This window comes from Streptomyces sp. NPDC032745 (assembly GCF_055579465.1).
Map to the genome: position 1 here is coordinate 1 of NZ_JBVING010000006.1, position 22,856 is coordinate 22,856.

The following is a 22,856-nucleotide window of genomic DNA, read 5'->3' on the forward strand; positions in this document are numbered from 1 at the left end:
CCGCTCAGAACAGGAACGACGCGACGCCTTCCCCAGCTGGCTCCACACCTACAATCACCACCGCGGACACACCGCGCTCGCAGGCAAACCACCCGCCAGCCGCGTCCCCAACCTCACTGGGCAATACACCTAGGCCTCGACGGCGGCCGGGGCCGGGGCCGCCGGCGCGGCAGCCGATGCCGAGACCACGGACCCGGGCTCCTTCTCGCCCAGGCTCCGCATCAGCAGCCAGTAGCCCAGCGCCGCCACCGTGCCCAGCAGCGCCACGGACGCCCAGAGCCAGCCCGCCCCCCACTGGTCGATCATGAACCCGGCCATCAGCGGAGCCACCAGCGAGGCCACCGCCCAGGACATCGTGTACATACCCTGGTAGCGGCCGCGCGCGTGCGGCGGGGAGAGCCGGGCGACCAGGCCCATCTGGGTCGGGGAGTTGATGATCTCGGCCAGCGTCCACACGCAGACGGTCAGCCCCAGGCTCCACACCGACCCGGCGAAGGCCGTCAGCCCGAACCCGTACCCGGCCAGCAGCGCCGAGACCACCAGCAGCTTCTGCGGGTCGCCCTTCTCGATGAACCGGGTGACCGGGATCTGCAGCAGCACGATCAGCACCCCGTTGGCGGCGACGACCAGCCCGTAGTCCCCGGCGGAGAAGCCGCCCGTGCCCATGGCCAGCGGCAGTCCGAACGAGCCCTGCGTGAAGATCAGCGAGATCAGGAACGACAGCCCGACCACGCCCATGAAGCGCCCGTCCCGCAGCACGGTCCCGAGCCCGGCCTCCGGTTCGGCGGCGGCCTCCTCCGCGGCAGTCCGCTCCGGCCGCGACTCCGGCAGCTTCACGTACACGAGCACCGCGCAGACCAGCGTCAGTGCCGCCTCACCGAGGAACCCGGCGAGGTAGCTGTACTCGGCGACGAAGCCCGCGGCCGTCGCCGAGACGGCGAAGCCGAGGTTGATCGCCCAGTAGTTCAGCGCGAAGGCCCGGACCCGGTCCTCCGGCCGGACGATGTCCGCCATCATCGCCTGCACCGCCGGGCGCGAGGCGTTCGAGGTCATGCCGACCAGCAGGGCCACCGCCGCGATGGCCGCCGGGTGCTCCATGAAGCCGAGCAGCGCCACCGAGAACGCCGTCGAGGCCTGAGCCGCCATCAGCGTCGGGCGCCGGCCCAGCCGGTCGGTCATCACGCCCGCGACGAGCGAGGAGATCACCCCGCCGAGCCCGTGCAACGCCACCACGAGTCCGGCGAAGGAGGCCGAGTAGCCCCGGTCCACGGTCAGGTACAAGGTCAGGAACGTGGCGACGAAGGCCCCGAGCCGGTTGACCAGCGTGCTGGCCCACAGCCACCAGAACTCCCGCGGCAGCCCCGACACGCTCTCGCGCGCCGCCCGTCTGAGACTGGCAACGGACATACGGAATCCCCCCGGCGGTGTAAGTGGCTCTCCTGCTGACCGCACCCTACGGGCGGGGGGTCTGCGAAGGCCACCGGATTGACGCGCACCGTCAATCCACGGCCGTGGACACCGCGCGCGAGCGCCCCCGCGCGTCCATTAGGCTCGTACGCATGGCCGACGCACCGTACAAGCTGATCCTCCTCCGTCACGGCGAGAGCGAGTGGAACGCGAAGAACCTGTTCACCGGCTGGGTGGACGTCAATCTCAACGAGAAGGGCGAGAAGGAGGCGGTCCGCGGCGGTGAGCTGCTCAAGGACGCCGGCCTGCTCCCCGACGTGGTCCACACGTCCCTCCAGAAGCGCGCCATCCGCACCGCGCAGCTCGCCCTGGAGTCCGCCGACCGCCACTGGATCCCGGTCCACCGCTCCTGGCGCCTGAACGAGCGCCACTACGGTGCGCTCCAGGGCAAGGACAAGGCCCAGACCCTCGCCGAGTTCGGCGAGGAGCAGTTCATGCTGTGGCGCCGCTCGTACGACACCCCGCCGCCGGCCCTCGAGGACGGTACGGAGTTCTCGCAGTCCGAGGACCCGCGCTACGCGTCGATCCCGCCGGAGCTGCGTCCGCGCACCGAGTGCCTCAAGGACGTCGTCGTCCGCATGCTCCCGTACTGGTACGACTCGATCGTCCCGGACCTCCTCGACGGCCACACCGTCCTGGTCGCCGCACACGGCAACAGCCTCCGCGCCCTGGTCAAGCACCTGGACGGTGTCTCCGACGCCGACATCGCGGGCCTGAACATCCCGACCGGCATCCCGCTCTCCTACGAGCTCGACGCCGACTTCAAGCCCCTCAACCCGGGCGGCACCTACCTCGACCCGGCCGCCGCCGCAGCCGCCATCGAGGCCGTCAAGAACCAGGGCAAGAAGTAACCCTCACGCACGAAACAGCCCCCTACCTGCGGTTCCCCCGCCGGGTAGGGGGCTCTTCGCTGTCCCAGGGCCCGTCAAGTCACGTCTTTCCGTGGCATGACGGGGGGATCCCCTTCCTGCGTACTTGAGGGCCGGACAGACACATGGCCGGCGGCCCTTGTCCGTCGGCCGCACACCTCAAGGAGCAGACATGTCGTACGACCTCCACACCCCGGCCGCCTCCCCGTCGAGGCGGCGGATCTCGCGCGTGGGGATGGCCCTCACCTCGGCGGCCTTCATCTCCGGAGCCGTCGCGTTGCCGGCGTCCGCGGCGACCGCGAGTCCCCACCATTCCCCGGTCACGAGCAGCAGCGCCGACGACCCGAACCGTCAGCCGGGCAGCAACCTGTGCAAGTCGGGCTACGTCTGGCGCGACAGTTTCGAGGGCGACGGCCTCTGCGTCACACCGGCGGAACGCGACAAGGCGCATGCCGAGAACCCGAATCGCCAGCCAGGCAGCAACCTGTGCAAGCCGGGTTACGTCTGGCGCGACCGTTTCGAGGGCGACGGCCTCTGCGTCACGTCGGAGGAGCGGGACGCAGCGAGCACATTCAACCCCAACCGCCAGGCGGGTAGTAACCAGTGCAAGTCGGGCTACGTCTGGCGTGACAGTTTCGAGGGCGACGCCGTGTGTGTCACGCCGGAGGAACGAGACGTTTGGCATCGCGAATGGAACCCCAACCGCCAGCCGGGCACCAACCAGTGCAAGCCGGGCTACGTCTGGCGTGACAGCTTCGACGGTGACGATTGGTGCGTCACGCCGGGACAGCGCGACGCGGCCAAGTACCAGGCGGCCCAAAAGGCCACCACCGGCTGACCGGCAACGGCCCGCACCTCAAGGGCATACCGGGGCAGTGGTCCCGGAAGTGGCCCCCTGCCTGCGGTTTCCCCGCCGGGTAGGGGGCTTTCTGCGCTGGATGCGCGGGGCACGGGTCATCCGTACGGACCAACGTGCGCGCGAGTCGGGCGGCCTCTACGGTGAAAGGGGAAACGCCGACACGCGGGGGAGGGCCGGCCCGTGTTCACGGGTCGTGCGTGTGGGCTCCACACCCACCGATAGGCGGTCCAGAGATGGCCACAACGTCAGACACACCCGTCCTCGACACCCTTGCCGCCATGACGGTCGACTCGCTCGAACGGTGCGGCATGGACGAGGGCACCCTCATCCTGACCCGCATCGCCGCGCTCGTCGCCATGGACGCGCCGCCGGTCTCCTACCTCGCCCACATCAGTCCCGCGGTCAAGGCCGACCTGAGCGCCGAGCAACTCCAAGACGTCCTCGTCGCGATCGCCCCCGTCGTGGGCACCGCACGCGTCATGTCCGCCGCAGGGCACATCGCCCAGGCGCTCGGCTTCGCCATCGCCCTGGAGGAGAGCGAGGCCCGCGTCATGGTGGAGGCCGAAGCCCAGAGCAGGGGCAAGTCCTGAGCGAGCCCGTCCCCCACCCCGCGTGAGGCCACCGGGATCCCGGGCCCGGTCCCGGGCGGGCGGCGGACCCGGCGCACGGCACGCGAAGGGCCCCGGCCGGCGGATGCGGTCGGGGCCCTTCACGTACGGGATGCCGGGCGGGCGGGTCAGCCGCCGCACTGGCAGGGCGCGCCGGACTGGCAGCCGCAGCCGCAGCCCGAGCCGCACCCGCAGGCCGCGAGCAGCGGGAGCCGCAGGGGTTCGGGCCGGGGCTGCTGCTCATGGTCCGGGGTGATGGGGACGGGGGATTCGGGCATGGATCCTCCTCGCAGGCGGAGTGCGTGGCGTCTTCTGCTTTCCGTGCCTCTTAACTGCCTTCGCCCTCATTCATGCCCAGCCGCACCGGCGCGTCAACGGCGCACGGGGGCAGAACGGCTCAGACGCCCTCGACCTGCGTCGGAGCCTGCAGTTCGTCCGCGTGCTCGCCCGTCACCAGGTAGACCACGCGCTTGGCCACCGACACCGCGTGGTCGGCGAAGCGCTCGTAGTAGCGGCCCAGCAGGGTCACGTCCACCGCGGTCTCGATGCCGTGCTTCCAGCGGTCGTCCATCAGGTGCTGGAACAGCGTGCGGTGCAGCTGGTCCATCTCGTCGTCGTCCTGCTCCAGCTGGAGCGCCAGGTCGACGTCCTTCGTGATGATGACCTCGGCCGCCTTCGCCATCAGGCGCTGCGCCAGCTGCCCCATCTCCAGGATGGTCGCGTGCAGGTCCCGCGGCACCGCCGTGTCCGGGAAGCGCAGCCGGGCCAGCTTCGCCACGTGCTGGGCCAGGTCGCCCGAGCGCTCCAGGTCGGCGGACATGCGCAGCGAGGTCACCACGATGCGCAGGTCGGTGGCGACCGGCTGCTGGCGGGCCAGCAGCGCGATGGCGCGGGCCTCCAGGTCGTGCTGGAGGTCGTCGACCTTCTGGTCGGCGGCGATGACACTCTCGGCGAGCTTCAGATCGGCGTCGAGCATGGACGTCGTGGCCCGCCCGATCGCGGAACCGACGAGCCGTGCCATCTCGACCAGGCCTTCTCCGATCGAGTCCAGTTCCTCGTGGTACGCGTCACGCATGGGTTGTCCCTCTCTTGCCTACTGCCTCTTGCCCCACGGGCCGGGCCGGGGCGGCCTCATGCCCCCACGTTGACACGGTGAGCCGCAAACGCGTCCGACTCCGGCATCACAAGTGAATCAACCCCGTCGTCACGGTGAACTCTGGGCGACGACTGTTCGAGGTGCCCCCCGAACGGCTGTGGAAGTGCCGTCGCGCCTGCTTAACCTGGATGCATGGACGTGAACGCGGCGGTCGCCGCAGCTGCAGCGATCGCCGGTCTTTGCACCGGTGTGATCGCGATGCTGGCGTTCCGCTGGAGCGAGCGCGACCAAGCCCGCCCCACCCGGAGCTCCATGCGCCCCGACATCAACGCGGTGCTCCCGCCCGGCGTGGACACCGTCCTCTCCGTGCTCCGCTCCTCCGCCGTCGTCCTCGACGAGGGGGACGCCGTCGTCAAGGCCTCGTCCGCCGCTTACGCCCTCGGGCTCGTACGCGGCGGCAAACTGGCCGTCGAGCCCATGCTCCACATGGCCCGCGACACCCGCCGCGACGGGGAGATACGCCAGGTCGAGCTCGACCTGCCCCGGCGCGGCACCGGCCGCGGCGAGGCCCTCGCGGTCTCGGCGCGCGTCGCCCCCCTCGGCTCCCGGCTCGTCCTGCTCCTGGTCGAGGACCTCACCGAGGCCCGCCGCATCGAGGCCGTACGGCGCGACTTCGTCGCGAACGTGTCGCACGAGCTGAAGACGCCGGTCGGGGCCATCTCCCTGCTGTCCGAGGCCGTCATGGACGCCTCGGACGACCCCGAGGCGGTCAGCCGCTTCGCCGGCCGCATGCAGATCGAAGCCGCCCGCCTGATCAACCTCGTGCAAGAGCTCATCGACCTCTCCCGGGTACAGAACGACGACCCGCTCGAGGACGCCGAGCCCGTACGGGTGGACACGCTGGTGGCCGAGGCCATCGACCGCTGCCGCCACACGGCGTCCTCCAAACAGATCACCATGGCCTCGGGCGGCACCGCCGACCTGCGCGTCTGGGGCAACCGCGGCCAGCTCGCGGCAGCCCTCGGGAACCTGGTCGAGAACGCCGTCAACTACAGCCCCGCCCGCACCCGCGTCGGCATAGCCGGACGCAGGGTCACGGCACCTGGGGGAGACTTGATCGAGATCGCCGTGACCGACCAGGGCATCGGCATCCCGGAAAAGGACCGCGAGCGCATCTTCGAGCGCTTCTACCGCGTGGACCCGGCCCGCTCCCGCGCCACGGGAGGAACCGGCCTCGGCCTTGCGATCGTGAAGCACGTAGCGGCCTCGCACGGCGGGGAGGTGTCCGTGTGGAGCTCGGAGGGTCAGGGCTCCACGTTCACCCTGCGCCTGCCGGAAGCAGCCGCTCCGGCACCTGCACCTGCGGCCACCCCGGCTGCGGACGCCCCCGCACCAAGCCACCCCACCCCCGCCTGAACCACGCTCCTCAAAGAACCACGCCAGCCATTCCTGCCCTGGAGGTCCTTCCGTGACCCGAGTGCTCGTCGTCGAGGATGAGGAATCCTTCAGCGACGCCCTGTCCTACATGCTCCGCAAGGAGGGCTTCGAGGTCGCCATCGCCGCGACCGGGCCCGACGGGCTCGACGAGTTCGAGCGCAACGGCGCCGACCTCGTCCTCCTCGACCTGATGCTCCCCGGCCTGCCCGGCACGGAGGTCTGCCGGCAGCTGCGCGGCCGCTCCAACGTCCCCGTCATCATGGTGACCGCCAAGGACAGCGAGATCGACAAGGTCGTCGGGCTGGAGATAGGAGCCGACGACTACGTCACCAAGCCCTTCTCCTCGCGGGAGCTGGTCGCCCGCATCCGCGCGGTCCTGCGCCGCCGCGGCGAGCCGGAGGAGGTCACCCCGGCCGCGCTGGAGGCCGGCCCCGTACGGATGGACGTCGACCGCCACGTGGTCACCGTCGCCGGAGCCAAGGTGGACCTCCCCCTGAAGGAGTTCGACCTGCTGGAGATGCTGCTGCGCAACGCGGGCCGCGTACTGACCCGCATGCAGCTGATCGACCGGGTCTGGGGCGCGGACTACGTCGGCGACACCAAGACCCTGGACGTCCACGTGAAGCGCCTCCGCGCCAAGATCGAGCCGGACCCGGGCGCGCCGCGCTACCTGGTCACGGTCCGCGGCCTGGGCTACAAGTTCGAGCCGTAGGCCGACGGTGTCGCCGCGGCCCGGGGCCGGCCGGAGGCCGGCGCAGCGGCTCGAAGCCGGTGAGGCCCCCGGGGCCTCACCGCGCGAGGGTCGCACGGGGGAGGAGTTCGAGCCGGACCCGGGCGCGCCGCGCTACCTGGTCACGGTCCGCGGCCTGGGCTACAAGTTCGAGCCGTAGGCCGCAGCCTCCGGCGGTTGCGCCCCGAGCCGCAAGTCGTAGCCGGCGGGTGCGGTCCGCAGTGCAGTCGTAGCAGTGCAGTCGTATACGAAAGGGCCCCCCTCCGCCGGAGCGGAGGGGGGCCCTTTCGTACGTGCTGCTACCGGCTCAGTGGCCGGCGCTGTGCGAGGGGGAACCCGACGGCGAACCCGAGGCCGCGCCCGACGGGGTGCCCGAAGCGGCGCCCGACGGGGTCGTGGCGGGGGAGCCGGACGGGCCGCCCGACGGCGTGCCCGAAGGGCTCCCCGACGGGGTGGCGCCGGGGGCCGCGACCGGCGCCTCGGTCGGGCCGAAGCCCGCGTACATGCCGGCGCCCGGAACGACGAGCGCGGCGATCTCGACGTCGCCCGCGTTGCTCAGCTGGAAGACGACCGGCTGCGAGTCGCCCTTCTGCACGCCCTCGCCGCCCTCGATCACGGCGGAGGGGTTGCCCTTGCCGCCCAGGACCACGGAACCGCCGGCGGGCACGGTCACCTTGTTCGCACCCTCGGCGGGCTTCAGCACGACCTTGGTCTTGCCACCCAGGAGGGTGATGGCGTCGAGGGTCTGCGGCTTCTCGCCGGTGTTGAAGAGCGTCGCGGAGACCGCGGCCGGGCCCTTCTTGTCCTTCTCGCCCTTGGTGATCACAAGAGCGTTCTGGATCTTGATGTTGCCCTTGGTGACGGCGGCGTTGTCCGGCTTGATCTGGAGCGTCTCCGCGTTGTTGCCTGCACCGCAAGCGGCCAGCGAGGCGATCGAGAACACGATGGCAGTGGCGGCGAGGGCGCCGCGTCGAAGGCTGCGGCTCACGGCGGCGGCAACTCCTTGGACGTACGGAACGGAAGGGTGGGCAGTCCCAGGGCGGCCGAGGTAAAGCCGTCCTAAGGGTGTGTCAGCGCGCTTAGGTTACCGAGCCGCCGCCCCGCCCCCGCACCCGACCCTCCGCAGCGCACGGGCCGCCCTGCACCGGCCCCGCGATCTTCCTTTCCGCCCGCTCTTCCGCCCGCCCTTCCCTCGGTCCTTCCCGCAGTCCTTCCTGCGGTCCTTACGCCGGGCACTTCCCCCGCCGTTCATCTGCCGATCATGTGCCGCCCGCATATCGCCGGCCGGACCTGCCGTGATCAATTCCGGGATTCCTTCGAACGGCCCGCGGTGATCAATTCCGGATTGGGCCGGAACCGCTCCGTACGGGTGGTCGCCAGTCGAACGGAGTAGTTCGGTTTCCCGGCTTCGAAACCGGCAAAACGGGACGTACGCCACAGGGGTAGGGCCGCCGCCCGGGTGTAACGTGGCCGTTTCGCCCGGTCCGCACAGCGGCTCCGACCTGCGAATACCCCCCACCGGAAGCCCTTCGCAGCACGTTCGTGTCGCTGTTGTCAAGCCCCGAGATGTGCCCTGACCTGCGAAAACGCCATTCATAACAGTCAGTTCTCGTGTTACCCTGGATAGCCACGGAAGGGGTACCTGTCACATGACGTTCAAGGTTGGCGACACCGTGGTCTATCCCCATCACGGGGCCGCGCTGATCGAGGCCATCGAAACTCGCCAGATCAAAGGCGTGGACAAGACCTACTTGGTGCTCAAGGTCGCCCAGGGCGACCTGACGGTTCGTGTGCCTGCGGACAATGCGGAGTTCGTCGGCGTTCGCGACGTAGTCGGCCAGGACGGGCTGGACCGGGTCTTCGAGGTGCTGCGTGCACCGTATGCCGAAGAGCCGACGAACTGGTCCCGGCGCTACAAGGCAAATCTGGAGAAGCTCGCTTCTGGCGATGTCATCAAGGTCGCCGAAGTGGTGCGTGACCTGTGGCGTCGTGAGCGTGAGCGCGGGCTTTCCGCGGGCGAGAAGCGCATGCTCGCGAAGGCGCGCCAGATCCTGGTGAGCGAGCTCGCGCTCGCCGAGAACACCAACGAGGACAAGGCGGAAGCCCTCCTCGACGAGGTTCTCGCGTCCTGACGCGGCGTGCCGCCCAGGAAAACAGCGTTCACACGGTTGTGCCGCGGTGCCCGATGACACGCCCTCTCCTCCACGAGAGGGCTGTTGCCGGGCGCTGCGGCATGTCTGCACCCACATCTTTTTTCCACCGGCGTGCCGGGTCCGGACAGCCTGCTCGACCGGTCGTCACGGAAGGGGCGAGGGCGTCGCACCCGGCACCCTTCAGGCCATACCCATGTCGGCCGAAGTCACAAACCTGGCTCGGAGCTACTGATGTCTGACGAAACGCGCCCCCACCGCACCGCCGCGGTGATCCCGGCCGCCGGCCGCGGGGTTCGCCTCGGTCCCGGCGCCCCCAAGGCCCTGCGGGCCCTCGGCGGCACCCCCATGCTCATCCACGCCGTCCGCGCGATGGCCCGCTCCCGGGCCGTGTCCCTCGTGGTCGTCGTCGCCCCGTCCGACGGCGCCGCCGAGGTGCGCCGGCTCGTCGACGAGCACGCCCTGCCCGACCGGACCGAGATCCTGGTCGTCCCCGGCGGCGAAACCCGCCAGGAATCCGTGCGCGCCGGCCTCGCCGCGCTCCCCGCGGACATCACCTCCGTCCTCATCCACGACGCGGCCCGCCCGCTCGTCCCCGTGGACACCGTCGACTCCGTCGTCGAGGCCGTACGCGACGGCTCGCCCGCCGTGGTGCCGGCGCTGCCGCTGGCCGACACGGTCAAGGAGGTCGAGCCCGGCAAGCCCGGCGAGCCCGAGCCGGTCGTCGCCACCCCCGAGCGGGCCCGGCTGCGCGCCGTGCAGACCCCGCAGGGCTTCGACCTCGCCACCCTCGTCCGCGCGCACGAGAGCATCGCCGTCAACGGCGAGGGCGCCACCGACGACGCCGGAATGGTGGAACAGCTCGGCATCACCGTCATGGTGGTCCCCGGCCACGAAGAGGCCTTCAAGGTCACCCGCCCGCTCGACCTGGTCCTCGCCGAGGCCGTACTCGCCCGCAGGAGGGCCACCGATGCCTACTAGCCCCGCAGGTTCCGCAGGTCCCACCGTGCCCGTGATCCCGCTCGTCGGCATCGGTACCGACGTGCACGCCTTCGAGGCCGGGCGCGAGCTGTGGTGCGCCGGCCTGCTCTGGGAGGGCGAGGACGGCCTCGCCGGCCACTCCGACGGCGACGTCGCCGCCCACGCCGCCTGCGACGCCCTCTTCTCCGCCGCCGGCGTCGGCGACCTCGGCGCCCACTTCGGCACCTCCCGCCCCGAGTGGTCCGGTGCCGCCGGCGTCACCCTCCTGGCGGAAGCCGCCCGCATCGTCCGCGCCGAGGGCTTCGAGATCGGCAACATCGCCATCCAGGTGATCGGCGTACGCCCGAAGATCGGCAAACGGCGCGAAGAAGCGCAGAAGGCGCTCGCGGCGGCCGCAGGCGCCCCCGTCTCCGTCTCCGGCACCACCACCGACGGCCTCGGCCTCACCGGCCGCGCCGAGGGCCTCGCCGCCATCGCCACCGCACTGGTGTACCGGACGAACCCCGCCTAGGCCGTCTCTTTCGGACGGGTTCCGCACGACACCGCTTCGGCAACAAAGCGCCCCGCGCCCCAAAAGGGTCGCGGGGCACTGCCGCAGGCGCACTACCCTGGATGCCGTGACTATTCGCCTGTACGACACCAGCGCCCGGCAGATCCGCGACTTCACCCCGCTCGTCCCGGGCTGCGTCTCGATCTACCTCTGTGGCGCCACCGTCCAGGCGGCCCCGCACATCGGGCACATCCGGTCGTACCTCAACTTCGACGTCATGCGCCGCTGGTTCACCTACCGCGGCCTCGACGTCACCTTCATCCGCAACGTCACCGACATCGACGACAAGATCATCTCGAAGGGCGAGGCGCAGGGCCGCCCGTGGTGGTCCATCGGCTACGAGAACGAGCGCGCCTTCAACGACGGCTACAACGCGCTGGGCTGCCTCCCGCCCACGTACGAGCCGCGCGCGACCGGCCACGTGCCCGAGATGATCGAGATGATGCGCACGCTCATCGAGCGCGGCCACGCCTACGAGGCGGACGGCAGCGTCTACTTCGACGTGCGCTCCTTCCCCGGCTACCTGGAGCTGTCGAACCAGAGCATCGACGACCTGCGCCAGCCCGCCGAGGAGGGCATCACCGGCAAGCGCGACCCCCGCGACTTCGCCATGTGGAAGGCCAGCAAGCCCGGCGAGCCCGACTGGGAGACCCCCTGGGGCCGCGGCCGCCCCGGCTGGCACCTCGAGTGCTCCGCCATGGCGCACAAGTACCTCGGTGAGGCCTTCGACATCCACGGCGGCGGCCTGGACCTGATCTTCCCGCACCACGAGAACGAGATCGCCCAGGCCAAGGCCTTCGGCGACGAGTTCGCGAAGTACTGGGTCCACAACGCCTGGGTCACCATGTCCGGCGAGAAGATGTCCAAGTCCCTCGGCAACTCGGTGCTCGTCTCCGAGATGGTCAAGAACTGGCGCCCCATCGTCCTGCGCTACTACCTCGGCACCCCGCACTACCGCTCGATGATCGAGTACAGCGAGGAGGCGCTGCGCGAGGCCGAGTCCGCGTTCGCGCGCATCGAGGGCTTCTACCAGCGCGTCATCGAGAAGGCCGGCAAGACCGTCGACCCCGCTCCCGAGGTCCCGCCCGCCTTCGCCGAGGCCATGGACGACGACCTGGGCGTCCCGCAGGCGCTCGCCATCGTCCACACCACGGTCCGCCAGGGCAACAGCGCCCTCGCCGCCGACGACAAGGACGCCGCGATCGCGCGGCTGTCCGAGGTACGGGCGATGCTCGGCGTCCTCGGCCTCGACCCGCTCGACCCGCACTGGGCCGAGGAGAGCGACCGCGGCGAGGACCTCCACGGCGCCGTCGACACCCTCGTACGCCTCGTCCTCGAACAGCGCGAGTCCGCCCGGGCCCGCAAGGACTGGGCGACCGCCGACGCCATCCGCGACCAGCTCCAGCAGTCCGGCCTCGTCATCGAGGACGGCCCGGCCGGCCCGCGCTGGACGCTCGGCCCGCGCTGAGTGCTCGGCCCGCGCCGAGCCCGGGCAGCCGAGTTTGGTGGCCGCCCGGCGCTCCGGGCGGCACACTCTTCATACGTACATATCGCAGCACCAACGAAAACAGGTAGAGGTCATGGCCGGGAACAGCCAGCGCAGGAACCGCCGCACGTCCAACAAGAAGGGCGCCACGGTCGGCAGCGGTGGCCAGCGGCGCAAGGGCCTGGAGGGCAAGGGCCCCACACCCAAGGCCGAGGACCGCAAGAAGCACAAGGCGAACCGCATCAGCAACGCGATGGCGCGGCAGGCCGCCAAGCGCCGCCCCGCCCCCCGCCGCGGCGGTCCCAAGGGCACCAGCGAGATGGTCGTCGGCCGCAACCCGGTCTTCGAGGCGCTGCGCGACGGCGTCCCCGCCACCACCCTCTACGTCCAGCAGTTCATCGACAACGACGAGCGCGTCCGCGAGGCCCTCAAGCTCGCCGGCGAGCGCGGCAACATCAACCTGATGGAAGCCCCGCGCCCCGAGCTCGACCGGATGACCAACGGGCTCAACCACCAGGGCCTGGTCCTCCAGGTCCCGCCGTACGAGTACGCGCACCCCGAGGACCTCACCACCGCCGCCTACGACAACGGCGAGGACCCCCTCATCGTCGCCCTCGACGGCGTCACCGACCCCCGCAACCTCGGCGCGATCGTCCGCTCCGTCTCCGCCTTCGGCGGCCACGGCGTGGTCATCCCCGAGCGCCGCGCCGCCGGCATGACCGCCGGCGCCTGGAAGACCTCGGCCGGCACCGCCGCCCGTACCCCGGTCTCGCGCGTCACCAACCTGACCCGCGCCCTCCAGGAGTACAAGAAGGCCGGCATCACGATCGTCGGCCTCGCCGCCGAGGGCGAGCACACGGTCAACGACCTCGACGCGCTCGCCGGCCCGGTCGTCATCGTCGTCGGCTCCGAGGGCAAGGGCCTCGGCCGCCTCGTCGGCGAGAACTGCGACTACCTCGTCCGCATCCCCATGCCGGGCGGCGCCGAGTCCCTCAACGCCGGTGTCGCCGCGGGCGTCGTGCTCTACGAGGCGGCCCGCCGCCGCGCCGAGACGCCCCGCGCTTGATCCACTTGGCTCACGGAAAGTGACCCGTGAGCGTGCCACCCCGCCCCTTTCGGGCGGGGTGGCTTGATCTTGACGGGCCTCGGACACATCCCTCCCGTCAAGGCAGTGTCCTAAACACTGATCACTCGGTTAGATGAGTGTGGACACCAGAACGTCAGGGTTCGACGACCAGCCCGCGCTGAGCATGGTCAAGGTGCCGTGCGACCCCGCACAGGTCATCGTCAACCACGCCAGCTTCCGCGTGCGGCTCGCACCGAGCCCGAGCGCGCGTTCCAAGCCCGCGAACGCCCCCGGCCGCGTGCCCGTCCTCGGCGGCGCCGTGGTCGCCGCCGCCGGAGCCGGCCGCCGCCGGGCCCCCGTCGTCTGGAGCGGCAAGTCCGCCCCCGGCGACACCGCCGCCATGGGCGGACTCATCCAGGCCGTACGCGAACACGGGCGTGGACACGGCGGCTTCGACGACGGCGACGGGGGCACCACCCAGACCATCCCCCGCATCGACCTCGCCCGCGACCTCGCCGAGGACACCCTCGCCACGCCGACCGTCATCGGCCAGCGCACCTACGGAGACCCGGACGAGACCCGCCCGCTGACCCCCGTACGCGACCTCCCGTACGACGCCCGGTACGCGGGCGGCGGCCCCTACGACAGCCACGGCAGCCACGACGGCCTCGGCGGCGGACCCGGCACCGACTCCCGCCGGGCCTCCTCCGACACCCGGGGGCACGCCTCGTACTACCCCGGCCGCCGCATGAACCTCGGGGTCGTCCTCCTCCCGCTGCGCGTCTTCCTCGGCTTCATCTGCATCTACGCCGGCATGGGCAAGCTGTGCGACCCCGTCTACTTCGACGGCGGCGAACGCGGCTCCATGGTCACCTGGCTCCGCACCCTCCACCCCTGGGCACTCGCCGAACCCCTGCGCGACTTCGCCCTCGCCCACCCCGTCGGGGCCGGGCTCAGCGTCGCCTTCCTCCAGGTCATCGTCGGCGTCCTGACCGTCCTCGGCCTGTGGCAGCGGTTCGCCGCCTGCATCGGCGCCCTGCTGTCCGCCGCACTCCTCATGACGGTGAGCTGGAAGACCGTCCCCGCCTACGACGCCCCCGACATCATCTACCTCGCCGCGTGGAGCCCGCTGATCATCGCCGGCGCCCCGGTCTACTCCCTCGACGGCCGCCTCGCCGGCGAGGCCTGGCGCACCCTCGGACCCCGCTCCGAAATCTGGCGGCTGCGCCGGCGCGTCCTGCGCCGCGGAACCATCATGGCCACCGTCGTCTGCGGACTCACCCTGATCACCGGCTCGCTCCTCGGCGGCGCCGTCCGCTCGACCACCGTGGTCACCGTGCCCGGACCCGGCCAGGCCCCCAGCAACTACCTGCCCGGCTCCCCGCTCCCGCAGGCCCCCACCAAGCAGCAGCAGCAACAGCAGCAGCAACCGCCCACCGCCCAGCAGCCCTCCAAGCCGGCCGAACCCACCGCCAGCGCCTCGGCGCCCGCTGCCAAGTCCGGGCGGGGCGGCACCGGTTCCACCGCGAAGGAGACCGCCGGCACCGGCTCGCAGTCGCCCACCGCGACCCGCGGCTCCGGCACCGGCCAGAACTCGGGCAGCACGCCCAAGCAGTCCACCCCGAAGCCACCGTCCTCCAGCTCGGGCAGCGGCGGCGGCACCGGCGGCGACGCGCCGTCCAAGAAGCCCGGCCTCGTCGGAGGCCTCCTCGGCTGACGACGGAACGGCACGAGAACGGAGCCGGGGCCGGCGCGCACACAGCGCGCCGGCCCCGGCTCCGTACGCGCACGGCCTCAGGAGCCGCCCTGCGCGGCCAACTCCCGTGCCGCCTCGGTCAGGTCCTTCGCCGTGTCGATCGCCCGCCAGTAGGCCCCCTGCGGCAGCGGAAAGCCCGCCAGCCGCCGCTCACGCGCCAGCCGCGGGAAGGTCGTACGCTCGTGATCGCCCAAGTCCGGCAGCAGCGCCGCGAATTCGGGACCGAAGACGTACACGCCCGCATTGATCAGATAGGGCGACGGCGGCGACTCGATGAAGTCCAGCACCTGCCCGAACTCATTGGTCTCCACCGCCCCCCACGGAATCCGCGGCCGCGCCAGCGCCAGCGTCGCCGTCGCCCCCCGCTCCGCATGGAACGCCGCCATCTCGCGCAGCGAGAACCGCGTCCAGATGTCCCCGTTCGTCGCGTACCAGGCCCGGTCCGGATGCGGCAGGTGCCGGGCCGCGTACTTCAGCCCGCCGCCCCGCCCCAGCGGCTCCTCCTCCACCACCGTCGTCACCCTGAGCGGCAGGTCCGCCTTGGCCAGCCAGTCCTGCAGCACCTCCGCGAGATGCCCGCACGACACCACGGCATCCGTCACCCCCTCCGCCGCCAGCCACGCCAGCTGATGCCCGATGATCGGCACCCCGGTCCCCGGGATCTCCACCATCGGCTTCGGCCGGTCGTCCGTATACGGACGCAGCCGCGAACCCTGGCCACCCGCCAACACGACCGCCTGAACGGGCGCCTGAGCGAGGGAGGCCGGGTCCGCGGCCGCGGAAACGGAAGAGCGGGACACGGGAGGCACGTCGGTCATGGCCGTCAGCGTAGAGGCCCCGGCCCGGAGGAGTACGGCGACGCCCGTCAGCCCATCGAGGCGACGCCGGTCGCGTACGAGGTGTCGCACACGGGACGCGCGAAGGACTGCGCCTTCGTCGGACCGTACGCGTCCACCGCAGCCCGCCCCAGCGCCCGCGCGATCCCCACGCAGTGCTCGGCCAGCGACGGCCGCCGGTCCACCTCCCGCTGGAGGTGCGTCAGGACGTCACCCGGGGTCTCGCCCTGCTGCAGCTCACTCAGCAGCTTGTCGCGCAGCACGTCCTGCGCGGCGCGCGGCTTCGCGGGGACGGACACGTCCTCGGCGGAGGCGGTCAGGATCTGGGAAGGGGTGTTGTCCGCCCAGGGGACCATGGTGACCGCGAGGGTCCCGGACAGGACCAGGACGACGGGCAGGACCAGGGCGAGGGATCGGCCGATACGGCGGGCAGTGTGGGTCACGAGGGCGAGAGTAGCGCTCGGTGAAGATTTGGCGACATTTAGTCACCCGGTCGGGGGATGGTTCGACGTGGCTTTTCGAATTAAGGGTTGACGAGTGGGGCCGAATGGCCCGGTCTGCCCGGGATGGCGCACAGGGGCGCCCCGGGAAGGGGCGCCCCTGCTTGGTCCTGCTCGTCCGGGAGATCAGCCGGAGAGCCGCTCACCCGAAGACGTCGAGAACACGTGGATCTCGCCGGCCCGCGGCACCACCTGCAGCGTCGAGCCCTTCTCCGGCACCTGGCGGCCGCCCACGCGCACCACGATGTCCTGACCGCCCTCGGCCTCGGTGGTCCGGCCGTAGACGTAGCCGTCGGCGCCGAGCTCCTCGACGACGTTGACGGTGATCGTCAGGCCGCCCGCGCTGCCGACGTCGAAGTGCTCCGGGCGCACGCCGACCGTGACGGTACGGTCGCCCGCGTCCGCGGCGGCGGACAGCGCCTCGCGCGACACCGGGACCACGGTCTCGCCGAACTTCACGCCGCCGTCGGCGATCGGGACCTCGACCAGGTTCATGGCCGGCGACCCGATGAAGCCGGCGACGAACAGGTTCGCCGGACGGTCGTACATGTTGCGCGGGGTGTCGACCTGCTGCAGCAGACCGTCCTTGAGGACCGCCACGCGGTCGCCCATCGTCATGGCCTCGACCTGGTCGTGGGTGACGTAGACGGTGGTGATCCCGAGGTCGCGCTGGAGCGCGGCGATCTGGGTACGGGTGGACACGCGCAGCTTGGCGTCGAGGTTCGACAGCGGCTCGTCCATGAGGAACACCTGCGGCTTGCGCACGATGGCACGGCCCATGGCGACGCGCTGGCGCTGGCCGCCCGAGAGCGCCTTCGGCTTGCGGTCGAGGTACTGGGTGAGGTCGAGCATCTTCGCCGCGTCCTCGACCTTCCTGCGGATGGTCGCCTTGTCCTCACCGGCGATCTTGAGCGCGAAGCCCATGTTGTCGGCGACGGTCATGTGCGGGTACAGCGCGTAGTTCTGGAACACCATCGCGATGTCCCGGTCCTTGGGCGGCAGGTGCGTGACGTCGCGGTCGCCGATGCGGATGGCGCCGCCGTTGACGTCCTCCAGGCCGGCCAGCATGCGCAGCGAGGTGGACTTGCCGCAGCCCGAGGGGCCGACGAGGACGAGGAACTCGCCGTCCTCGATGTGCAGCTCGAGCTCGTCGACGGCGGGCTTGTCGCCGCCGGGGTACAGCCGGGTCGCCTTGTCGAAGGTGACAGAAGCCATGGTGATGAATCCCTTCTACCGGCAGGAACGTGCCGGACGATCCGAGTGGAAGGTCTAGTCCAGTAAGCAGGACTCCGCCCGACGCTACCCGGCGACCCTCCTCCTGTCAGCACCCCCGAGGCCGTGACTTCGAACTCTGTGCGATCCGTCGGACCCGCCCGCGTGGTGACGGCCACGACCAGCGCGCAGCGTCCCCGCGACGTCCACGACCTGATCCGCATCCTCCCCCGAGGCCTAGCGGGACTGGACCTGGCCCAGGCGGCAGCGATGCTGATCCGCATCGGATACTCCGCGACCCGGTAGAGCACTGGTCTTCTGGCCTCCGGAGCCGCGGCAGAGCAACACACTTTTGACCCCTGATTCCTGCTTCGCTGTCCGTTGCCGCCTGGTTCGGCCCTCAGGACAGAACCAGATGGTCTGACACGAACTCCACAGGCGAGAAGACCGACGGCCCGTCGGCCCGTACTCCTGCGCGGCCTACGCGGCCACGACGCACTCCGGCAGTTGCGATGCTCTGATCACCGTTGGCGTTGCCCGCCCCGGCGGCAGTGCCATGGCCACCAGCCAGTACAGCCGTAAACCTTCGTCGCGGAGGTTCACCGCGGCGTTCGCATCCCGGTGGTGAACGGCCCCGCACTCCCGGCAGGTCCAGGAGCGGATCGACACATCGAGCCGCTCCCCCTTCGCGTGGCAGGAGGAACAACGACGCGTCGACGGGAAGAACCGGTCCACGATCACCAGCGTTCGGCCGTACCACTCGCACTTGTAGCGCAGCATGCGCAGCAACTCACCCCAGGCCGCGTCGGCGATCGACTGGTTGAGTTTCGCCTTCCGCCGACGCCCGCTCCCCGCGGGGGACCGCATCAGATTCGCGACCGCCAGATCCTCCACCACGAGCACTTGGTTCTCGCGCACGAGGCGGGTGGTGAGCTGGTCGAGGCCGTCCTTCCGGACGTCAGTGATCAAGGCGTAGAGCCTGGCGATCTTCTCGCGGACCTTGCCACGGTTGCTCGATCCCTTCTGTTTGCGATGCAGCTCCTTCTGGAGCCGCGCCAGCTTCTTCTCGTACTTCTTCAGCAGCCGCGGGTGCTCCACGGTGCTGCCGTCGTCCATGGTCACGAGGGCGGCCAGTCCGAGATCCAGGCCGACGGCCTTAGGGGCGCTGGAACCGGGGACGAACGCGGCGGGCAGGGGGACGATCCGCTCCTCCACGAGGACGTACAGGAGGAAGCGGCCCGCCCGGTCGCGGGTGACCGTCAGCTTCACCGGCAGGACCCCGGCCGGCAGCGGACGGGACCAGCGCACATCCAGCGGCTCGGTCTGCTTGGCCAGCGAGATGAGCCCGGTACCCGGCCGCTCTGGATCCTCCCGCCAGCGGAACCCAGTGCGCACGTATGTCGCCGAATCCCGCGCTCGGTGCTTGCGCTTCGGCTTCGGGTAGTTGGCCGTTCCCCTGAAGAAGCGGGTGAAGGCGCCGTCGAGGTGACGCAGTGACTGCTGGAGGACGGTTGAGGACACGGTCTGGAGCCAAGACGTCTTCCTGGCCTGCCGCCACCCCGTCAGTGCGCGGGAGGTCTCGGCGAAACCGACGGACACGCGGTGGTCACGCCAGGCGTTCGATCGCAGGGCGAGACCCTCGTTGTAGACCCACCGGCAGGCGCCGAACGTCTGCGTCAGTTGTCGAGCCTGTACGTCGGTCGGATAGAAGCGGTAGCGGTACACCCGCTGCTGCGTACCCGGTTCCTTCACCCGGCTCGTGAGCGATTTGGCGGCGCGTTCCTGGTGCTTGCGCTGATCGGGGATGCCCAGGATCTCGCGCTTGACGCGCTTGGCTTCCGTGCCCACGACACGGGTCCCCTGCTCGGTGGCTCCAGCCACGGCCCCTCCCCAGCCCTACGGTCCGATAGTCGGACGTGCACTCCAGTACGGATAACGAACACGAGGGCGATGAGTCACGTAGGTCGGAAAGCTCTTCGCGAGAAAGTCTGGGCGCTGTGTAAAGTGAAGGCGATTCTGTGCGCTGTGCAGTGTCACGTGTGCCGCCTTAGCTCAGTTGGCTAGAGCGCTTGACTTGTAATCTTGAGGTCGTCGGTTCGATTCCGACAGGCGGCTCCGTCCCAGGTCAGAGGCTTGCTGGTCCAGGGAATTCGTACAGAAGCGGAAGGCTCCGGGTGATCACCCGGAGCCTTCCGCTTTGTCGTCAGTGGCGGCCCGAGATGCGGTTCGCCAGGCGGGCCAGGGGGGTTGTCGTCGGGGTGTGGGTCGCGGATTCGTGGCGGTCCGCCTCGCGGTAGGCCGCGTAGAGGGCCTGGACGCCGAGCCAGCGGAAGGGTTCCGGCTCCCAGCGGCGGACGCGGTGGTTGACCCACGGGAGCGTGGTCAGGTCCGAGGTTTCGCCCAGGACCAGGTCGCGTAGCGTGCGGGCGGCGAGGTTCGAGGTGGCGACGCCCGAGCCGACGTAGCCGCCGGCCCAGCCGAGGCCCGTCGTGCGGTCCAGGGTCACCGTGGCGCACCAGTCGCGGGGGACGCCGAGGACGCCCGACCAGGCGTGGGTGATCTCCACTCCCGCGAGGACCGGGAAGAAGGACGTCAGGAGCGCGGTCAGGGAATCGATCGTCGACTGCTGGGTGGTGCCGTCGGTGTCCGTGCGCGAGCCGAAGCGGTACGGGACGCCGCGGCCGCCGATCGCGATGCGGTCGTCCGCGGTGCGCTGGGCGTACATGTAGGCGTGGGCCATGTCGCCGAGGGTGCAGGCGTCCGACCAGCCGATGCGGGACCAGACCTCGGGCGGCAGCGGGGCCGTCGCGATCATCGACGAGTTCATCGGGAGCCAGGAGCGCCTCTGGCCCTTGAGCGCTGCGGTGAAGCCCTCCGTGCAGCGCAGGACGTAGGGGGCGCGGACCGTGCCGTACGGGGTGATGGCCCGGCGTGGGGCGATCTCGGTGACGGGGGTGGATTCGTGGATGACCACGCCGAGGCGTTCGCAGGCGGCGGCCAGGCCCTTGACGAGCTTGAGGGGGTGGATGCGGGCGCCGTGCGGGGTCCAGCTGGAGCCGACGGCGTCCGCGATGTCGATGCGGGCGCGGGTGTCGGTGGCGTCGTAGAGCTCGCGGTCGCTCTCGCCGAAGGCGAGTTCGGCGGCGTGGAAGGCCTTGAGGCGGCTGAGCTGGGCGGGGGTGCGGGCGACTTCGAGGACGCCGCCGCGGTGGATGTCGGCGTCGATGTCCTCTTTGGCCGCGACGCCGATGACTTCGGTGACGGTGTCGTTCATGGCCTGCTGGAGGCGGAGTGCGGCCTGGTGGCCGTGGAGTTCGGCGTAGCGGTCGCGGCCGGCGATGCCGTTGTAGAGCCAGCCGCCGTTGCGGCCGGAGGCTCCGTACCCGCAGAACTTCTGCTCGAGGACGGTGACGCGGAGGTCGGGGGCGGCGGTCTTGAGGTAGTAGGCGGTCCACAGGCCGGTGTAGCCGCCGCCGACGATGACGACGTCGGCCGTGGCGTGGCCGGTGAGGGGGGCGCGGGGTGGCTGGGCTGCGCCGGGCTGCGGACGTGCCGTGTCCGTCGCGTACCAGAAGGAGATGCCGCCGTTGATCGTCATGGGGGAGTTGGTACACGGGGTTCCGGACGGGTGTCCAGGTACCGGGTGCCGGGTTTTGGGGCGGGACGGGTGGCCTTTTGGCTGATGTGGCGGGGGTGGCGGGGTCCTTAGGGTGACGGCTGGGGGATTTGTCCCGGTTCTGAGAGGTTTGCATCTGAGGGGGTGGTCGGGCGGTCGTAGGGTCGGTGGCATGGTGGAGATTCCGGAGGGGCTGGTCCGGGCGCAGATCGCGTACAACGGTGACGCGGGGCGGGAGTTCGTGGCCGGGCTGCCCGCGCGGGCGGCGGAGTTCCTGGAGCGGTGGGAGCTGCGGCGCACCGGGCCCGGGATGCACGGGGTGACGGCCTTGGTGCTGCCGGTGGAGCGGGCGGACGGCTCGGCGGCGGTGCTGAAGCTGTCGAGGGTGGACGAAGAGAGCGCGGGGGAGCCGCTCGCGCTGCGCGCGTGGGACGGGCGGGGCTGCGTACGCCTGCTGGAGCACGATGCGCAGACCGGGGCGCTGCTGCTGGAGCGGCTGGACGAGCGGCGGCCGCTGTCGGTGTCGGCGGAGCGGGATGCGCGGCAGGCGGTGCGGGTGGGGGGGGAGTTGCTGGCGCGGTTGACGGCGGTGCGGGCTCCGGCCGGACTGCGGGGGCTCGGGGGAGTGGCCGCGGGGATTCTGGAGGCCGTACCGCAGGCACTGGGGCGGGTAGCGGACGGGCGGGCGCGGGGGCTGGTGGCGGATTGCGCGGCGGCGCTGGCGGAGGTGGCGGGGGAGCCTGGGGACCGTTTGCTGCACTGGGATCTGCACTACGACAACGTGCTGGCGGGCGGCCGGGAGCCGTGGCTGGCGATCGATCCGAAGCCGCTGGCGGGTGATCCGGGGTTCGAGCTGCTGCCGGCGATCCGGAACAACTTCGCGGTGGGGGAGGTGCGGTGGCGGTTCGATCTGCTGACGGAGGTGCTGGGGCTGGACCGGGAGCGGGCCCGGGCGTGGACGCTGGGGCGGGTCCTGCAGAACTGCCTGTGGGACGTGGAGGACGCCGGGGGCGGGGAAGCCGCGGGCAGCGGGGTGGAGTTGGAGGAGGAGCAGCTGGCGGTGGCGGAGGTACTGCTGGGGCGGTGACGCGCGGCTGCGTTCCCGGTGGCGTTCTAGGCTGCCGGGATGATCCGTAGCGCTGTTGTCGAAGACGTCCCCGTCATCCACGCCATGATCCGCGAGCTGGCGGAGTACGAGAAGGTGCCGCACGAGGCGCGGGCCACGCAGGAGCAGTTGCGGGAGGCGCTGTTCGGGGCGCGGCCCGCGGCGTTCGCGCACATCGCGGAGGCGGAGGACGGGGAGGCCGTCGGGTTCTCGCTGTGGTTCCTGAACTTCTCGACGTGGCGCGGGGTGCACGGGATCTACCTGGAGGACCTGTACGTGCGGCCGGGCGTGCGCGGTGGCGGGCACGGGAAGGCGCTGCTGGCGGAGCTGGCGCGGATCTGTGTGGAGCGCGGCTACGAGCGGCTCGAGTGGGCGGTGTTGAAGTGGAACGAGCCGACGATCGCGTTCTACGAGGCTCTGGGTGCGCGGCCGCAGGACGAGTGGTCGGTGTACCGGCTGACGGGCGGGCCGCTGAGGGAGCTGGGCTCGGCGCAGGGCTGAGGCCGCTGCGCCGGGCCGGTGGTGCGTGCGC

Annotated in this window: 23 protein-coding genes, 1 tRNA gene and 1 pseudogene; 16 read left to right on the plus strand and 9 right to left on the minus strand. The window is 71.0% G+C overall.

Going from position 1 to position 22,856, the window contains the following annotated elements:
* Positions 1-133: pseudogene (locus ACZ5WG_RS16990) on the plus strand (IS481 family transposase); the annotation flags it as partial.
* Here the strand turns inward: ACZ5WG_RS16990 and ACZ5WG_RS16995 are convergent.
* Positions 130-1,407, minus strand: a complete 1,278-nt coding sequence (locus tag ACZ5WG_RS16995) for an MDR family MFS transporter (protein ID WP_468723945.1) — start codon at positions 1,405-1,407, stop codon at positions 130-132. The pseudogene ACZ5WG_RS16990 and the gene ACZ5WG_RS16995 overlap by 4 nt on opposite strands.
* 152 nt (positions 1,408-1,559) lie before the next feature.
* Between ACZ5WG_RS16995 and ACZ5WG_RS17000 the strand changes: the two genes are divergently transcribed.
* The 3 genes from ACZ5WG_RS17000 to ACZ5WG_RS17010 all read left to right on the plus strand — a co-directional run bounded on the left by ACZ5WG_RS17000 (position 1,560) and on the right by ACZ5WG_RS17010 (position 3,785).
* A complete protein-coding gene (locus tag ACZ5WG_RS17000) occupies positions 1,560-2,318 on the plus strand; it encodes a phosphoglyceromutase (RefSeq protein WP_468723947.1) in 759 nt (252 codons plus the stop codon).
* A gap of 190 nt (positions 2,319-2,508) precedes the next feature.
* Positions 2,509-3,174 carry a hypothetical protein gene (locus ACZ5WG_RS17005; RefSeq protein ID WP_468723949.1) on the plus strand — a complete coding sequence of 222 codons (666 nt, stop codon included), beginning with the start codon at positions 2,509-2,511 and terminating at the stop codon, positions 3,172-3,174.
* Positions 3,175-3,428: 254 nt separating this feature from the next.
* Positions 3,429-3,785 (plus strand): carboxymuconolactone decarboxylase, encoded by a 357-nt coding sequence (locus ACZ5WG_RS17010; RefSeq protein WP_389412955.1) that lies wholly within the window; start codon positions 3,429-3,431, stop codon positions 3,783-3,785.
* A gap of 146 nt (positions 3,786-3,931) precedes the next feature.
* Here the strand turns inward: ACZ5WG_RS17010 and ACZ5WG_RS17015 are convergent, their stop codons facing one another.
* Together ACZ5WG_RS17015 and phoU are read right to left on the minus strand one after the other, a co-directional pair.
* Positions 3,932-4,081 (minus strand): hypothetical protein, encoded by a 150-nt coding sequence (locus tag ACZ5WG_RS17015; protein WP_266628058.1) that lies wholly within the window; start codon positions 4,079-4,081, stop codon positions 3,932-3,934.
* Between the two features lie 119 nt (positions 4,082-4,200).
* Complete coding sequence (phoU, locus tag ACZ5WG_RS17020; RefSeq protein WP_030858619.1) at positions 4,201-4,878, minus strand: phosphate signaling complex protein PhoU; 678 nt, start codon at positions 4,876-4,878, stop codon at positions 4,201-4,203.
* A 213-nt stretch (positions 4,879-5,091) separates the two neighbouring features.
* On the opposite strand from phoU, the gene phoR reads away from it, so the two are divergent.
* Entirely contained in the window at positions 5,092-6,315 is a 1,224-nt protein-coding gene (gene phoR / locus ACZ5WG_RS17025; RefSeq protein ID WP_468723951.1) for a two-component system sensor histidine kinase PhoR, read from the plus strand.
* Between the two features lie 61 nt (positions 6,316-6,376).
* A complete protein-coding gene (phoP, locus tag ACZ5WG_RS17030; protein WP_466527820.1) occupies positions 6,377-7,048 on the plus strand; it encodes a two-component system response regulator PhoP in 672 nt (223 codons plus the stop codon).
* 325 nt (positions 7,049-7,373) lie between these two features.
* Here phoP and ACZ5WG_RS17035 read toward each other — a convergent pair whose 3' ends face one another.
* Complete coding sequence (locus tag ACZ5WG_RS17035; protein ID WP_468723953.1) at positions 7,374-8,054, minus strand: copper chaperone PCu(A)C domain-containing protein; 681 nt, start codon at positions 8,052-8,054, stop codon at positions 7,374-7,376.
* A gap of 661 nt (positions 8,055-8,715) precedes the next feature.
* Here ACZ5WG_RS17035 and ACZ5WG_RS17040 point away from each other — a divergent pair.
* The 6 genes from ACZ5WG_RS17040 (at position 8,716) to ACZ5WG_RS17065 (ending at position 15,016) form a co-directional block, all read left to right on the plus strand.
* Positions 8,716-9,198, plus strand: coding sequence for a CarD family transcriptional regulator (locus tag ACZ5WG_RS17040; protein ID WP_003953493.1), 483 nt, complete (start codon positions 8,716-8,718; stop codon positions 9,196-9,198).
* A 252-nt stretch (positions 9,199-9,450) separates the two neighbouring features.
* Positions 9,451-10,197 (plus strand): 2-C-methyl-D-erythritol 4-phosphate cytidylyltransferase, encoded by a 747-nt coding sequence (ispD, locus tag ACZ5WG_RS17045; RefSeq protein WP_468723954.1) that lies wholly within the window; start codon positions 9,451-9,453, stop codon positions 10,195-10,197.
* Positions 10,187-10,708: a 2-C-methyl-D-erythritol 2,4-cyclodiphosphate synthase gene (gene ispF / locus ACZ5WG_RS17050; protein ID WP_468723956.1), complete on the plus strand. Its 522-nt coding sequence runs from the start codon at positions 10,187-10,189 to the stop codon at positions 10,706-10,708. The genes ispD and ispF overlap by 11 nt, the downstream gene beginning before the upstream one ends.
* Positions 10,709-10,814: 106 nt before the next feature.
* Positions 10,815-12,215, plus strand: a complete 1,401-nt coding sequence (gene cysS, locus ACZ5WG_RS17055) for a cysteine--tRNA ligase (protein ID WP_468723958.1) — start codon at positions 10,815-10,817, stop codon at positions 12,213-12,215.
* Between the two features lie 112 nt (positions 12,216-12,327).
* Positions 12,328-13,299 carry a 23S rRNA (guanosine(2251)-2'-O)-methyltransferase RlmB gene (rlmB, locus tag ACZ5WG_RS17060; protein WP_468723960.1) on the plus strand — a complete coding sequence of 324 codons (972 nt, stop codon included), beginning with the start codon at positions 12,328-12,330 and terminating at the stop codon, positions 13,297-13,299.
* Between the two features lie 133 nt (positions 13,300-13,432).
* On the plus strand, positions 13,433-15,016 hold the full coding sequence (locus ACZ5WG_RS17065; RefSeq protein ID WP_468723962.1) for a DoxX family protein: 1,584 nt from the start codon (positions 13,433-13,435) through the stop codon (positions 15,014-15,016).
* Between the two features lie 77 nt (positions 15,017-15,093).
* On the opposite strand, the gene ACZ5WG_RS17070 is transcribed toward ACZ5WG_RS17065, so the two are convergent.
* The 3 genes from ACZ5WG_RS17070 to ACZ5WG_RS17080 form a co-directional block, all read right to left on the minus strand.
* A complete protein-coding gene (locus tag ACZ5WG_RS17070) occupies positions 15,094-15,873 on the minus strand; it encodes a nucleotidyltransferase family protein (RefSeq protein ID WP_468723964.1) in 780 nt (259 codons plus the stop codon).
* Positions 15,874-15,920: 47 nt separating this feature from the next.
* Positions 15,921-16,334 (minus strand): hypothetical protein, encoded by a 414-nt coding sequence (locus ACZ5WG_RS17075; protein WP_053787873.1) that lies wholly within the window; start codon positions 16,332-16,334, stop codon positions 15,921-15,923.
* A gap of 183 nt (positions 16,335-16,517) precedes the next feature.
* Positions 16,518-17,606 carry an ABC transporter ATP-binding protein gene (locus ACZ5WG_RS17080; RefSeq protein ID WP_468723966.1) on the minus strand — a complete coding sequence of 363 codons (1,089 nt, stop codon included), beginning with the start codon at positions 17,604-17,606 and terminating at the stop codon, positions 16,518-16,520.
* A gap of 123 nt (positions 17,607-17,729) precedes the next feature.
* On the opposite strand from ACZ5WG_RS17080, the gene ACZ5WG_RS17085 reads away from it, so the two are divergent.
* Positions 17,730-17,909 carry a hypothetical protein gene (locus ACZ5WG_RS17085; protein ID WP_468723968.1) on the plus strand — a complete coding sequence of 60 codons (180 nt, stop codon included), beginning with the start codon at positions 17,730-17,732 and terminating at the stop codon, positions 17,907-17,909.
* Between the two features lie 174 nt (positions 17,910-18,083).
* On the opposite strand, the gene ACZ5WG_RS17090 is transcribed toward ACZ5WG_RS17085, so the two are convergent.
* Positions 18,084-19,484 carry an RNA-guided endonuclease InsQ/TnpB family protein gene (locus ACZ5WG_RS17090; RefSeq protein ID WP_468723970.1) on the minus strand — a complete coding sequence of 467 codons (1,401 nt, stop codon included), beginning with the start codon at positions 19,482-19,484 and terminating at the stop codon, positions 18,084-18,086.
* Positions 19,485-19,644: 160 nt separating this feature from the next.
* Between ACZ5WG_RS17090 and ACZ5WG_RS17095 the strand changes: the two genes are divergently transcribed.
* A tRNA-Thr gene (locus tag ACZ5WG_RS17095) sits at positions 19,645-19,718 on the plus strand.
* A gap of 88 nt (positions 19,719-19,806) precedes the next feature.
* Here ACZ5WG_RS17095 and ACZ5WG_RS17100 read toward each other — a convergent pair.
* Entirely contained in the window at positions 19,807-21,201 is a 1,395-nt protein-coding gene (locus ACZ5WG_RS17100; RefSeq protein WP_468723971.1) for an NAD(P)/FAD-dependent oxidoreductase, read from the minus strand.
* 190 nt (positions 21,202-21,391) lie between these two features.
* On the opposite strand from ACZ5WG_RS17100, the gene ACZ5WG_RS17105 reads away from it, so the two are divergent.
* Together ACZ5WG_RS17105 and ACZ5WG_RS17110 are read left to right on the plus strand one after the other, a co-directional pair.
* Positions 21,392-22,306, plus strand: coding sequence for an aminoglycoside phosphotransferase family protein (locus ACZ5WG_RS17105; RefSeq protein ID WP_468723973.1), 915 nt, complete (start codon positions 21,392-21,394; stop codon positions 22,304-22,306).
* A gap of 39 nt (positions 22,307-22,345) precedes the next feature.
* Positions 22,346-22,825: a GNAT family N-acetyltransferase gene (locus tag ACZ5WG_RS17110; protein ID WP_468723974.1), complete on the plus strand. Its 480-nt coding sequence runs from the start codon at positions 22,346-22,348 to the stop codon at positions 22,823-22,825.
* The last annotated feature ends 31 nt before the right edge of the window (positions 22,826-22,856 follow it).